10 protein-coding genes are annotated in these 13,867 nt (G+C 61.5%); 3 read left to right on the top strand and 7 right to left on the bottom strand.

Features of this window, described 5'->3' with window-relative positions:
- Positions 1-9: 9 nt before the first annotated feature.
- From PKE98_RS08710 to PKE98_RS08680, 7 genes are all read right to left on the bottom strand, one after another.
- Complete coding sequence (locus PKE98_RS08710; protein WP_271194888.1) at positions 10-1,254, bottom strand: MFS transporter; 1,245 nt, start codon at positions 1,252-1,254, stop codon at positions 10-12.
- 10 nt (positions 1,255-1,264) lie between these two features.
- Positions 1,265-2,074, bottom strand: a complete 810-nt coding sequence (locus PKE98_RS08705; RefSeq protein ID WP_373877830.1) for an SDR family NAD(P)-dependent oxidoreductase — start codon at positions 2,072-2,074, stop codon at positions 1,265-1,267.
- Positions 2,075-2,085: 11 nt separating this feature from the next.
- Entirely contained in the window at positions 2,086-3,450 is a 1,365-nt protein-coding gene (locus PKE98_RS08700) for a phosphotransferase (RefSeq protein WP_271194886.1), read from the bottom strand.
- A 14-nt stretch (positions 3,451-3,464) separates the two neighbouring features.
- Complete coding sequence (locus PKE98_RS08695; RefSeq protein ID WP_271194885.1) at positions 3,465-3,908, bottom strand: nuclear transport factor 2 family protein; 444 nt, start codon at positions 3,906-3,908, stop codon at positions 3,465-3,467.
- 30 nt (positions 3,909-3,938) lie between these two features.
- Positions 3,939-4,757 (bottom strand): SDR family NAD(P)-dependent oxidoreductase, encoded by an 819-nt coding sequence (locus tag PKE98_RS08690; protein ID WP_271194884.1) that lies wholly within the window; start codon positions 4,755-4,757, stop codon positions 3,939-3,941.
- A 72-nt stretch (positions 4,758-4,829) separates the two neighbouring features.
- Complete coding sequence (locus PKE98_RS08685; RefSeq protein WP_271194883.1) at positions 4,830-6,182, bottom strand: DUF1329 domain-containing protein; 1,353 nt, start codon at positions 6,180-6,182, stop codon at positions 4,830-4,832.
- A gap of 69 nt (positions 6,183-6,251) precedes the next feature.
- A complete protein-coding gene (locus PKE98_RS08680) occupies positions 6,252-7,916 on the bottom strand; it encodes a DUF1302 domain-containing protein (RefSeq protein ID WP_271194882.1) in 1,665 nt (554 codons plus the stop codon).
- A gap of 287 nt (positions 7,917-8,203) precedes the next feature.
- On the opposite strand from PKE98_RS08680, the gene PKE98_RS08675 reads away from it, so the two are divergent.
- The 3 genes from PKE98_RS08675 to PKE98_RS08665 all read left to right on the top strand — a co-directional run bounded on the left by PKE98_RS08675 (position 8,204) and on the right by PKE98_RS08665 (position 13,637).
- On the top strand, positions 8,204-11,758 hold the full coding sequence (locus PKE98_RS08675; protein WP_271194881.1) for an indolepyruvate ferredoxin oxidoreductase family protein: 3,555 nt from the start codon (positions 8,204-8,206) through the stop codon (positions 11,756-11,758).
- Between the two features lie 79 nt (positions 11,759-11,837).
- Positions 11,838-13,019 carry an acetyl-CoA C-acetyltransferase gene (locus PKE98_RS08670; protein WP_271194880.1) on the top strand — a complete coding sequence of 394 codons (1,182 nt, stop codon included), beginning with the start codon at positions 11,838-11,840 and terminating at the stop codon, positions 13,017-13,019.
- The gene (locus PKE98_RS08665; protein WP_271194879.1) at positions 13,020-13,637 is read left to right on the top strand and encodes a TetR/AcrR family transcriptional regulator; all 618 of its coding nucleotides are present in this window, start codon (positions 13,020-13,022) and stop codon (positions 13,635-13,637) included.
- The last annotated feature ends 230 nt before the right edge of the window (positions 13,638-13,867 follow it).

Here is a 13,867-nt window from a genome sequence, read left to right as displayed (position 1 = left end):
TACGAGCCTTCAAGTTGCCGCCACCGGCTCCGCCTGATACCTGGGATACCCACCCAACGTCAGCAACAACAACGGCCCCGCCACAAAACATACGAAGCTAAACAGCAGCATCGCCGAATATCCGCCGGTCAATTTGAACATCGCCGCAAACAGCAGCGGTGACGTCGCGGCGCCCGTCGTAATCAACCCCAGATGCGCGCCAAACAACCGCCCGTAATCGCGCATGCCGAAGTAGCGGGCGATGAGAAACGCGGCGATATCAAACTCCGCACCCGCCCCCACGCCCACCAGCAAAGTGGCGAGGGTGTACATGGCGATGGTCGAGTCGCCGTAGGCGAAAATCACGCAGGCAAACGCGGGCATCAGCAGGGCCAGCGAGGCCACGCCCGGCGCCCATAGCCGATCAATCAAATACCCCACCACCAACCGGCCGAGTATCAGCGACACCCCAAAGCTGCTGAAGATTTGCGCCGCCTGCAGCGCGCTCAAGCCTCGGTCTTGCAGCAGCGGCACGATATTGGTCACCAGCCCAACCACGCAGGCCACCACCAGCGTCATCGACACGTTGCACACCCAGAACCGCCACGACCGCAGCGCTTCACTCAGCAACAAACCGCCCGCTTTCTCGCTGCTGACAATGGGCTGCCGCACCGTGTTGGAAGGGGCGGTCGGCATCAGCCAACGCAGCGCCAACGGCAAGGCCAGCAGCACCGGCAACACACCCAGGGCAAGAAACCCGGCCTGCCAATTCCAGCGGCTGATGGCCCACGCAGTGATCAGCGGCAGCCCAATCGCTGCCAACCCCGAGCCGCTGAGAATAATCGCCAGCGCCAGCCCACGGTTTTCTTCAAACCACAGGTTGACCAAGTGCGACCACGTCACTTGCAGCGTGCCCAACCCAGCCAACGGTACAAGAAAAAACCCCAAGTACAGCGTCCAGATCGAGCCGCCCATGGACGTCAACCCAAATACGCTCAGGCTCAACGCCAGGAGCGAGAGCAGCGTCACGCGCCGCAAGCCATAGCGCAGGTTCAGCCAGCCGGCCAATTGCGAGGCGACTATGGTGCCCAGCGACAGCGCGGTGATCGCCGCTTGCAGCTCCGCCCTGCCCCAACCCATGGCCTGCTCCAGGGGAATGACCAGGGAGCTGAAGCTGTACAGCAGCAACGAACTGGAGCTGGTGGCCACACCAACCAGCGCCAATATCAGCACCCGCCAGCCGCGTTTGAACTCGGTGTTATTGAAGCCTTTCATCGCCACTCCCTCAGTCGTTGCCGATAAACACGGCGGCTTTCGCACTTTTGTTCAGCACGTGCAGGCGCCGTGCCTGGCCCGGTGAACTGGCGCGATTGCTCAGGGTGTCTTCGGGGTGAATCAAGGTGGGGCCGTTGCCCAGTTCATCCAGCGCCAACTGCGCAAGGTCTTCGGCTTTGGGCAGGGACATGGTTAAGGCGTTGGGGATATTCAGCTTCACCATGGCGTCGCGCATGGTCGGTGTGTCAACCGTGCCGATGAGCAGGTTAAGCACATTCACGCCCTTGTCTTTCCACTCCGCCCACAGCGACTCGCCAAGGTTCAGCGCAAAGCCTTTGGTGGCGGTGTACATCGCCAGTTTGCGAATGCCGCCAAGCGCCGCCTGCGACCCCACCAACAGCAAACCGCCGCGCCCCCGCGCCACCATCGGCGCGCCAAAGACATGGCTGCAGTTCATAACGGTCAACGAGTTAAGGCTCAACAAGCTGCCCCAATCCTCGACCGAAGTGTCGAGGAACCGGGTGATAAACGGGTCGCCACCGGCGTTGTAGATAAACAGCCCCACTTCACGATCGCCCACCGCCGCGATCAGGCGCTCGGTGGCATCGCTGTGGGACAGGTCTTGAGTCACCAGCAGCACCTCGACGGCGTACTGCACCTCCAGCTCGCTTTTCAAGGCGGCCAAGGCCTCCGCGCGCCGGGCCACCAGCACGCAATTCAAGCCACGGGCGGCCAGCAGATGGGCAAAGGCCGCACCCACGCCATGGGAGGCGCCGGCAATCACGGCCCACGGGCCATAACGGTGTTTGAAATCAGACATGGGCATTCCCCTTACTCCACCGGCGGCAGGTCGATATGGCTCGCCGAGCCGCCAATCGCGGTGCTGCCATAGACCAACACGCGGCGTTCGATTTGCTCCATAAACAGGCGCAGTAGCGGCTTGTCGTATTCGGGGCCTGCGCTTTTCACAAAGGATTCCAGCGCCTCGTCGATGTCTTCCCAACGGTTGAACGTACGGTCCAGCAGCACTTGGGCTTCCTGCAGCTCCAGCTCGCGCAGACGCAGCTCCATGGCATCGCCACGGCCCAGATATTCCACCAGCTTGCTCACGGCGCGCAGTTTGGTTTGCTGGAATTCGCTGGCCACTTCCACCTGCGTCAGGGCGTCGTTCAACATGGTCAGCAGTTGCGCGTTGGGGCCGTTGCTGACGATCTCCAGGCCTGGTGTTTCCAGCGCCACACCCATGGCCTCGGCCAAGGCATGCACCACCACACGGCGCAGGGCGATGTCGAATTCGGTATAGATATCGTGCGGATCGCCCGGCTGCGGCGTTGCGATGGACGCCGAGAACTGCATGGTGCTGACCGTGGCAAACAACGCCGTGTGGTAGCGCACCACGTCGGGGTCCGCCGGCTGGCCGGTGACTTGCTGGTAGTAGCGATACAGGTCGGCAAACTTGTCGCCCAGCGGCTCGTAGTTATCGCGCATACGCGCCGATGCCAAGTCGGCCAACGGGTCGCCGATCATGGCGAATTCGAAGTCGTACAGGCCGTGGACTTTGCCATTTTCAAACAGAAACTGACCAGAGTCGTACTGCACAAAACCCGGCGTGGCGCGGTGCTGCGGCACGTTGCGGCGCAGCCAACCCAGGGCAAATTCCGCCAACGGCTGCGCGCGGGTTTTGTTGCGGGCATACAGCGGGTAATAGGCTTCCAGGCCAGCCAGGGTAATCTCCTCGGCATTTTTGGGCAGGCTGATGCCTTGATTCAGGAATGGCTGCAACGGCAAGTAATGCATCCGTGCAATGGCGTCGATCCACTGGCGCGACACCGATTTACGCTCGGCATCGTCTTTCGCCGTTTTTACATCGCGGCTGCCGGGTACCAGCTGCATCACGATGGCTTGCGGGTCTTCACAGAAGCCATAGATGCGCGGCACCGGCACGCCTTGCTTGCCCAGCAGGGTCAAAATATCGGCCTCACGGCGCAGCTCTGGAAACGGGCTCACATCGCCGCCGCGCTCGCCGCGAATATGCAGCTGCAGGGTTTCACCTCCGCGCTGCAGCTCGACGTTCCAGGCGGGACGCCAGCGCAGCAGGCGCTGCATGGCCGTTATCTGGCCGCCGAGCAGACCTTCTACAAACGTGCGCAGTTTTGCTTCGACCGGATCGCCGGCCACGTCAGGTGTGGTGCTCATAGCAGTCTCCGCTATCAAGTGGGTTGCGCAACGGTAGGCCCGCCGACCTTGTCCAGGGCCACGCCCTTTTTCTTGGCCAGGTCGGCGGTGTCCAGGTACTCGCGCCAGGCGCTGATCAGGCCCTGCTCATTGAGCTCGTACACCGCCACCATCGAATGCGGCATCGGTACGCCGTTGTTGATGCAGTAGTCGTCGCGCTCGGTCATCACCACGCGCTCGGACGAGACGATATGGCGCGTGGTGCAGCGGTTATGGGTGACGTAACTCATCTGCCGCTCAATCTCTTTGCGCAGCGCATCGCGGCCAGTAATCACCGGTCCGCCGGGCACCCAGAGCTGCCACACCGCGTCTTCGGCAAAGGTGGCCATGATTCGCTCGATATCCGGGCGGCTGCCGTCGGTGCCGTCGCCCCAGGCGGTGAGCATGTCGAGAATGAATTTTTCTTGTTCGAGTGCCATCGCGCGGCGCTCCTTTGGTTATTGAGGGGATCAGGCCGACGTTTGCGGCAGCAGAAAATTGCGCACCACCGGCACCATGGGCGTGCCGCAGCTCATGCCGCCGTCGACGCGCATCAGCGTGCCGTTGACGTAGCGGGCGTCATCGCTGGCGAGAAACGCCGCCATGGCCGCGATGTCTTCCGGCTCGCCCAGTTGCGGCACGTTTTGCAGGTCGAGAAAGGCGCTTTTCATGGCCTCGTTCGCCCAGCTTTCCATGGCCGGCGTGCGAATCACGCCCGGCAAAATGCCGTTGCAACGAATGCCCTGTTTGCCAAAGGTGGCGGCGATGGTTTGCACGTACCAATTCAACGCGGCCTTGGAGGCGCCATAGCTGAATTGTGAGATTTCGCCGGCAATGGAGCTGGTGGACGAGGTAAACAGAATCGAGCCGCTGCCTTGCGCCAGCATGTGCGGCAGCGCGTATTTGCACGCCAACACCCCGCCGAGCACATTCACTCGCATGCAGTTGTGGAACAGCTCGGTGTTGAAATTGATGAAGTCGATATCGCGGGTGGTGGCCGGGTTTTTGTACACGGCGTTATTGAACAGCACATCGATACGGCCAAAGGTTTGCACCGTGGTATCGACCATGCGCTTCAGGGCGGCTTCATCGCCCACATCCACTTGCAAGGCCAAGGCGTTGGCGCCGATTTCGGCGGCCACGGCCTCAGCCGAATCAGCAAATAGATCGGTCACCACCACGGTGGCGCCCTCCTCGGCAAACCGCTTGGCAGACGCGCGGCCAATACCGCTGCCGGCACCAGTGATCACGCAGACTTTGCCCTGCAGACGGCTTAGGGGCTGGGTCATCGGGAGTCCTCTTAATTCGGATGGGAAAAAGATCGGCGCCCCCACAAGAGCGCCGCAAAAGACAGCGTCGTATTAGCGGGTCTGGCCACCGGCAATCGTTTGCGGGTTGGCTTCGCGTTCCGAGACAGGCTCGGCGCGGTAGCGGGTGGGGCCGTTACCAAACATGCCGTATTGGTCACGGGTGAAGTCGTACAGCGAGTAGGAATCCTGCTGCGGGTTATTGGGGATGCCGTAGGCCTCGATGTTGTATTGCGAGCCGGTGCGGTACAGCGCACCGCTATCGTCCCAGGCGTCGTACACGGCAGCGCCGAAGGTGTCTTCGTCGATGTAGTAACGGCGCTTTTTCTGGGCATGGCGCATGCCGTCTTTGCGGGTGGCTTCCACGACCCACACGCGGTGCAATTCCCAGCGTTCGCAGTCAGGGTTGATGTGTTTGGGCAGCAACTTTTTGTCCATGTCGCAGCCCCACTTCAGCGTGTAGTTGCTGTAGGGAATGAACATTTCCTTCTTGCCCACCAGCTTCCAGTCGAAGCGGTCCATCTTTCCGGAAAACAGGAAAATCTCGTCGTAAAACGCCACACCACCGAAGGCCGAGTTGGGGGTGTCGTAGTTAAACTCCGGCGCCTTTCGCACCCGGCGTTGGCCAGTGCTGTAGCTCCAGGCGTAGCGCGAGTTTTCCACCGGGTCGAGGTAGTCCCAATAGCCCGACGCCTGCCCCGCCGTACGGGCCGGCGCAACAATGCGAGACCAGATGCGCTGGGCAATTTTCGGATCGCGGCCGGGCACGTCCAGTTGGTAGAACGGCTTCTCACCGGTGGAGCGGTTGGTGTTGGTCAGCGTCGGGTGGCCCTGGTTGACCACGTAGGCGCTGTGGTTCCAGTCCCAGCCATTCACGCCCTGGTAGTTGAGGATGTAGTTCCACATCACCTCGCGGCCATCTTTAGGCAGAGGGAACGGCAATCCACCCCGGCAGGCTTCAGTGATCGACAGACCGTCGTTCTCGGTTTTGCACGCGGCGCGGCCAGCGTTGCGTTGGGTGGCAGCGAGAAAGGTTTCCGGAAAAGCAGCAGTGCGGTGGGTGGGGTACACCTCAAGGTAATAGGTGTCCGGGTTGCTTTTCAGCAACTGATATTGGCCGGCTGCTAGTTGGTCCTTGTACTGATCGGCGTTGGCAGCGGTGATACGCAGGCGCGGCTTTTCATCGGCAAACGGGTTAGGCCACGTACCGTCGCCCGGCACCAGGCCAGCCGGTGCTTTGAAGCCACCCTCATAGGCCGGAATGGTGCCCGCTGCGTTGCCAGCCACGATGGCGCCGAAGCGGGTGAGTTTGCCGCCAAGGTCGGCGGTGCTGTAGCTATCTTCGGCCATGACGGGGGCCGTCAGCGCCAAGGCCAAGAGGCCTAGCGCATAGGTATTGAGGGTCATAACAGTCTCCAATCTTGAGAGGTGATCGCCACCTTGTGTTCGGCGATCCGCATTGCCTTGCGGGGCGGCTTAAAACGCCGTGCTAAGGGTGAGGGAAACCCAGTTGCGGTCGGTCAGGCCAACATCGCCGTTCCCCGCCACCACGGTTTTACCGACGCCCGCCACGTTGTCGTACTGGCGTTCGCTGCCATAACCGATGTACGAGAGTGTCACGTCGTAGCGCTCGTCGTAGGTGCCCTTGATGCCGGCCTTCCAGGTGTACTTACCCTCGCTGCCACCACCGGTGGCGGCGTTGCCGCTGACGCCATAATCCACGCTCATCGGCGCGGAAATATTCCAGCCGGGGAACACGCCCAACCACTGCGGCGCAAAACTCACTGCCATGCCCACGTAGTTTTTTGTGGCGCAGCCGTAATGCTTGTCTTGCCCAGCCGGGCAACCGCCATAGCCTTCGCCTTTGAACAGTTCCTCGTGCTTGGTCAGCCGCTCTACGTGGCTGAACGCCATTTCCGTGATCAGGCTGCCGGTATCGAAATAGTCCGTGCGCGGTAGCAGCCACAGGCCGTTGAGCACCATGTGCCAGGTGTCGCCACGGGCGCCCTGGTTATCGGCGGTGCTGATGTTGCTGGAAACCAGCGATGTGTTCTGGCGGTAAGACAAGTCCACCCCCAACGAGCCGCCGCCCAGCACTGGGCCCGCGGAATATCCCAAGCCATACAGCTTCACGTTTTCGGCATACACATAGCGTGCGAAGGTCGGGGCCACCTGCAGGCCCCACGGGTTGTAGTCGTCGAACTCGCGGTAAAACGCACTGACTTCCGAATGCAGGAAATCAAAGCTGTAGGTGCCCATCACCCCCCAGTTACCCCGGTCCTTGGGCTTGAGCGGATCCACCAACGGGCGGCTGAAACCACTGAACAGCGGTAAGCGATCCGGGCCTTCCAGCGCCACGTCGGCAGACGCCAGGTAGGTGCCGCCCTCCGGCGCGCGGGTGGTGTCCCATTCGAAGAAATATTGCGCGGCCAGTGACAGCTGATCGGTCACCTGGGCCTGGCCGGAAAGCTGCGTTAACGGCAAGAAAATCTCGCGGGTTTCGGTGCCTGGGTTGCTCACCGCTTTGCGCCCATCCAACGGTGCCTGCGAGTAAGAAACCGCGTGCCCGGCAATCAGCAAGCCGTTGCCCCAATATACCGTGTGTCGCCCGGCACGCAGGCTGACCGGGATATCGCCGAGGTCAAAACGGGTAAAGGCAAAGGCATCCAGCAACTCGCCGCTAAGGCCGCGGTGATAGCGCTTGGTGTGGTCGGAATAGCGGTCGTTGTTATAGCTGGAGGTGCTGGAGCCCGGGAACGCGCCGGGGTAATAGACGTTGCCGTCGTTGGTTTCTACATCGGTGTCGGCGTAGGCCTGGTCATACCAGGCGGCGGCGCTGACGCGAAAACCGTTGTACTGCTTGTAGGCGACTTCGAGTTCGCTCATCAGGTCGACGCGGTTGGTCACCACATCACCCCGGTCGAACTTGGAGTCGGACTCGTCGTAGCTGGCGTTATTGGCCAGTGCGTTGTCGCGTTCCTCGGCGCGAATGCCCAGGTTATAGCGCACGGTGTTGTCCCAGCGGGCGCTCCAGTCAGGGTTGCCGGTATCGAATTCGGCGGCCTGGACGGGGCCGCTGGTGACGGCTGCGGCCGCCAGCCACATGGCCAGGCGCAACGGCGTTGGTTTGGCGTTGTTCATCAACACTCCCGGTACCTTTTTGTTGTTATTGGTGTGGGGAGGAGTAGACGGGAAGCGGGGTTGGCGGGACAACGAAAGGGAGTATTGATGAAATGCAGAGGGTATTGGTGAAACGCACAACTCGATTGGCAACGGAATTCACCCCCTCATTCAGCTATCCGAAAAACCAATATCAGAACGCTGTTTTTGTGATTTTACGATCCCCCTACCCCCTCCCTAGACTCCGGCCAACAACAAGGCACCGCCGCGCCTGACGGCATCGCCACAAGAAAGCCTGGAGGATGAACATGAGTGCGTCCCCGTCTCTGGATGACAAGTACGTCCAGCACAGCGGAAAAGTGTTGCTCACTGGTATTCAAGCATTGGTTCGTTTGCCGCTTATGCAGCGGCAACGGGATTTGGCCAACGGGCTGAATACTGCCGGCTTTATTTCCGGCTACCGCGGCTCACCCTTGGGTGGCTTCGACCAGGCGTTGTGGAAGGCCCGCGATTACCTCAAGGAGCACCACACGGTGTTCCACCCTGGCATGAACGAAGACCTGGCTGCCACCTCTATCTGGGGCACGCAGCAGGTGAATATCTTCGAAGGCGCCACCTACGACGGCGTGTTCGGCATGTGGTACGGCAAAGGCCCGGGCGTGGATCGCTGCGGCGATGTATTCCGCCATGCCAACGCCGCCGGCACCTCGAAATTCGGTGGTGTGCTGGCAATTGCCGGTGACGACCACGGCGCCCGCTCCTCTTCCCTGCCGCACCAGACCGAGCATATTTTCAAGGCGGTGATGATGCCGGTACTGGCACCATCCGGCGTGCAGGAGTACCTCGACTACGGCATGCATGGCTGGGCCATGTCTCGCTATTCCGGGTGCTGGGTGGCGTTGAAGGCGGTGGCAGACACCGTGGAAAGCGCGGCCATTGTCGATATCGATATCAACCGTGTGCAACCGATCATTCCGGATATCCAGCTGCCTGAAGGTGGTCTGAATATTCGTTGGCCCGACCCGCCCCTGGCTCAGGAACAACGCCTGCTGGAGCACAAGCTGTATGCCGCGCTGGCTTACGCACGGGCCAATCGTATCGACCGTATCGTGATGGATTCGCCCAAGGCGCGGATCGGCATTATCACCTCCGGCAAGTCGTACCTGGACGTGTGCCAGGCGCTGAAAATCCTCGGCATCGACGACACCTTGGCGCAGCAGATTGGGCTGCGTGTTTACAAGGTGGGCATGGTCTGGCCGCTGGAAGCCGAAGGCGTGCGTCAGTTTGCCGAAGGGCTGGAAGAGATCGTGGTGGTGGAAGAAAAGCGCCACATGATCGAGTACCAGCTCAAGGAAGAGCTCTACAACTGGCGCGAGGATGTACGCCCGCGCATCGTCGGCAAGTTCGATGACAAAGGCGAATGGAGCCTGCCGCACACCGACTGGTTGCTGCCGGCGATCAACGACCTGACCCCGGCCATGATTGCCCGCGCGTTGGCCAAACGCATTTTGCGCTTGCATCAGAGCGGCCCGCTGCAGGTGCGCCTGGCGGTGCTCGACGCGCAACTGGCGAGCAAGGGCCAGTTCAGCAATTTGATGGACCGTGTGCCGCACTACTGCTCCGGCTGCCCGCACAACACTTCCACCAAAGTGCCGGAGGGCAGCCGCGCGCTGGCCGGTATTGGCTGCCACTACATGGCGGCGTGGATCTATCCGCAAACCCAGACCTTCAGCCAGATGGGCGGCGAAGGCGTGGCCTGGATCGGTCAGGCGCCTTTCACCAAAACCCAGCATGTGTTTGCCAACCTGGGCGACGGCACCTATTTCCACTCCGGCATTCTGGCGATTCGCGCCGCCATCGCGGCCAAGGTGCAGATCACCTACAAGATTCTCTACAACGATGCCGTGGCCATGACCGGCGGCCAGCCGGTGGACGGCACTCTGAGCGTGGCGCAGATCAGCCGGCAGTTAGCGGCTGAAGGCGTGCAGAAGCTGGTGGTGGTCAGCGACGACGTGGAGAAATACAAAGACATCCACGACCTGGCCGCCGGCGTACCGGTACTGCGCCGCGACAAGATGGATGAAGTACAGGCTGAACTGCGCGAGTTCAAAGGCGTGTCGGCGATCATTTACGACCAGGTGTGCGCCGCCGAGAAACGCCGCCGTCGCAAGCGCGGCAAGTTCCCCGACCCAGCACGTCGTGTTGTGATTAATGAGGCCGTGTGCGAAGGCTGTGGCGATTGCAGCAGCAAGTCCAACTGCATGTCGGTGACGTCGGTGGAAACCGAGTTCGGCCGCAAGCGTGAGATCGATCAATCGTCGTGCAACAAGGATTTCACCTGCCTGAACGGCTTCTGCCCGAGCTTTGTCACCGTCGAAGGCGGCAAGCTGCGCAAGCCCAAGGCCTTGGCGGCGAACTCGGATGATGTGTGGGACCTGCCCACCCCGGCCACCGTCGACCTGACCGAGCCGTACAGCATTCTGGTTACCGGCGTGGGCGGTACCGGCGTGGTCACCATCGGTGCCCTGCTCGGCATGGCGGCCTTTATCGAAGGCAAAGGTACGCTGAACCTGGATATGGCCGGCATGGCGCAGAAAGGTGGCGCGGTGTGGTCGCATATCCGTATTGCCGCGCGTCAGGAGCAGCTGTTTGCCCCGCGCATTGCCGAGGGCGAAGCCGCCCTGCTGCTGGGCTGCGACCTGGTGGTGAGTGCCAATACCGAAACCCTGTCCAAGCTGCGCCAGGGCGTGACCCACGCCTTGGTAAACAGCGAAGAAAGCATCACCAGCGCCTTTGTCCGCACCTTTGCCTTGCAGGCCGAGAGCGGTGATTTGCTCAAGCACCCGGACCCGCAATTCCGCAGCCAGAGCATGTCGGCGCAAATCGCTGAAGCCGTGGGCCATGCGCAAGCAGACTTTATCGATGCCAGCAAAATCGCCACCGCGCTGATGGGCGATTCGATTGCCACCAACACCTTTATGCTCGGCTATGCCTACCAGAAAGGCTGGTTGCCGGTGGGCGAAGCGGCGTTGCTTCAGGCCATCGAACTGAACGGTACCGCTGTGACCTTCAACCTCTCGGCTTTCGATTGGGGCCGCCGCTGCGCTGTGGATTTGCAGCGGGTGCTGCGCAAGCTGGAAGCCAGCAAGGTGAAGAGCGCCGATCGCGTGCTGTCGCAAAGCCTGGAAGAAACTGTGGCACGTCGAGTGACCTTCCTCACCGCTTACCAGAACACCGCCTATGCCCAGCGCTACACCGCGCGGGTCGAGCAATTTATGGCAGCGGAAACCGCCCTGCTCGGCCAGCCCGGCGAGCTGTCGGCTGCCGTCGCCCGTTACTACTTCAAAGTGCTGGCGATCAAGGACGAATACGAAGTGGCGCGGCTGTTCACCAACGGCGACTTCCTGGAAAAAATCCAGGCGCAGTTCGAGGGTGATTACAGCCTGCGCTTCCACCTCGCACCACCGCTCATGAACGACAAAGACGCGCCGAAAAAACGCAGCTTTGGGCCGTGGATGCTGCGTGGCTTTAAGGTGCTGGCGAAGATGAAATTCCTGCGCAACACCTGGCTCGATCCGTTTGGCTACACCCATGAACGCAAGGTGGAACGCCGCTGGCAAGCCAATTACGAACGCATTCTGGATGAGCTGCTAAGCGGCCTCAGCGCCGAGAAATTGGGCCTAGCCCAAGACCTCGCCGAGCTGCCGGAAAGCGTGCGCGGTTATGGCCCGGTGAAGGAGCGTTTCCTCGGTCACGCCGCTGAGCGTCAAGCGCAATTGCTGGAGCAATGGCGCAACGGCGGCAAGGGCTTGTTCCACGATGCCAGCCAGGCCAGCGGCAAGATTGCCGTGACCCAATTGTAAAAACCGTTTTCCTGCCAATTGGCAGGGCGCGGCCACTCGGAAAGGTGCCGCGCCTTTTTATTCGAAGCTGGAGAGTGCTATGCAAGACGTCGTCATCGTTGCCGCTACCCGTACGGCCATTGGCAGCTTCCAGGGCAGCCTGGCCAACACCAGCGCGGTGGAACTGGGTAGCGTGGTTATTCGCGCCCTGCTGGCCAAGGCCGGCATCAACGCGGGCCTGGTCGACGAGGTGATTCTGGGCCAGGTGCTCACTGCTGGCTGCGGGCAGAACCCGGCCCGTCAGGCTGCTCTGAATGCCGGGCTGCCCCACAGCGTGGCGGCCATGACCATCAACAAGCTCTGCGGCTCGGGGTTGAAAACGGTCAGCCTGGCGGCGCAAGCGATTCGCTGCGGCGATGCCGAGGTGGTGATTGCCGGCGGCATGGAGAACATGAGCCTGGCCCCCTACACCCTGGCCAAAGCCCGTACGGGCCTGCGCATGGGCCATGCGGAACTGGCCGACTCGCTGCTGCAAGATGGCTTGCTCGATGCCTTTAACGACTACCACATGGGCATCACCGCCGAGAACCTGGTGGACTGCTACAGCCTGACCCGCGAACAGCAAGACGCCTATGCCCTGCGCTCACAGCAACTGGCCAGTGCGGCCATTGAGGCCGGGCGCTTTGCCGATGAAATTACCCCGGTGGCGATTCCCCAGCGCAAGGGCGAGCCGCTGCTATTTGCGGTCGACGAACAACCCCGCGCGCAGACCACCGCCGACAGCCTGGCCAAACTCAAACCGGCGTTCAAAAAAGACGGCAGCGTCACCGCCGGCAACGCCTCTGCCATCAACGACGGCGCCGCCGCGGTGCTGCTGATGAGCGCGAGCAAGGCGAAGGAATTGGGGGTGCCGGTATTGGCGACGATCAAGGCCTACGCCAGCGCCGGGGTAGACCCGGCGATCATGGGCATCGGCCCGGTGTCGGCCAGTAAAAAATGTTTGGAGAAAGCGGCGTGGACGCTCGATGAACTCGACCTGATCGAAGCCAACGAAGCCTTTGCCGCGCAGTCGCTGTCGGTGGGCAAAGAGCTGGGCTGGAATATCGACAAGGTCAACGTCAACGGCGGCGCCATTGCCCTGGGCCATCCCATTGGCGCGTCGGGCTGCCGGGTGTTGGTGACCCTGCTGCACGAGATGCACAAGCGCGATGCCAAGAAAGGCCTGGCGACTTTGTGCATCGGCGGCGGCCTGGGTGTGGCCCTGGCCGTGGAGCGCCCTTAAATGGCTGGCCGCCACGCCCTGACTCTGGTGAAGCCGCGCTGGAGCGAAGCGGCCAACACCGATATCGGCACCCGCCATCTGCTGCGCCAGGTGGCGCTGGAGCTGTTTGCCGAGCACGGTTTTCACGGGATCAGCCTGCGCCAACTGGCGGCGGCCATGCATATGCATCCGGGGTCGTTGTACAACCATATCGACAGCAAACAGGCGCTGCTTTTCGAGCTGATTGAAGAGCATGAAGGCGATCTTCTGGAGTTGCTGCACACCGAGGTGCCCCTGCAGGCTGACGGGCTGCTGCAACTGGAAACCTATGTGCGCATGCACCTGCAATTCAACAGCCTACACAGCCAGCGCCATGCCCTCGCTCGCCTGGAATTTCGCGGGCTGAACTACGAGCAGCAGGAAAGCATCGAGCGGTTGCGCCATGTGCAGGTGCAGCAGTTAGAAAAGATTCTGCAGCGCTGCGCCCTGCCGGCGGCTGAATGTGGGCCGATTGCGCAAGGCATGATAGCCATGCTCGATGGTGTGGTGGCGGGCTATCCCAATGGCGGACGGCCGCCGCTGGAGCACCTGGCGGCGTTGTTTAGCCGGATGGTGTTGAATGGGTTATCGACAACGTAGGGTGTGCTGTGCGCACCACCGCGTAGGACGAAAGACTCTGGGTCCCCGCCTTCGCGGGGACGACGGAGATTTGTGCCTTTTTCTCCGTCATTCCCGCGAAGGCGGGAATCCAGAATCTTGCGGGACACGGTGATTGGTGCGCACAGCACACCCTTGTATCTCGACTCCTCCTCGAAAGAGGAGATAGTCTCCGACTGATCATCGGGGGAGGGTTTGAAAGCCGGGCACAC

Source organism: Pseudomonas turukhanskensis (assembly GCF_027922365.1).
Taxonomy (GTDB): Bacteria; Pseudomonadota; Gammaproteobacteria; order Pseudomonadales; family Pseudomonadaceae; genus Aquipseudomonas; species Aquipseudomonas turukhanskensis.
This window is presented reverse-complemented; position numbering and strand designations above follow the sequence as displayed.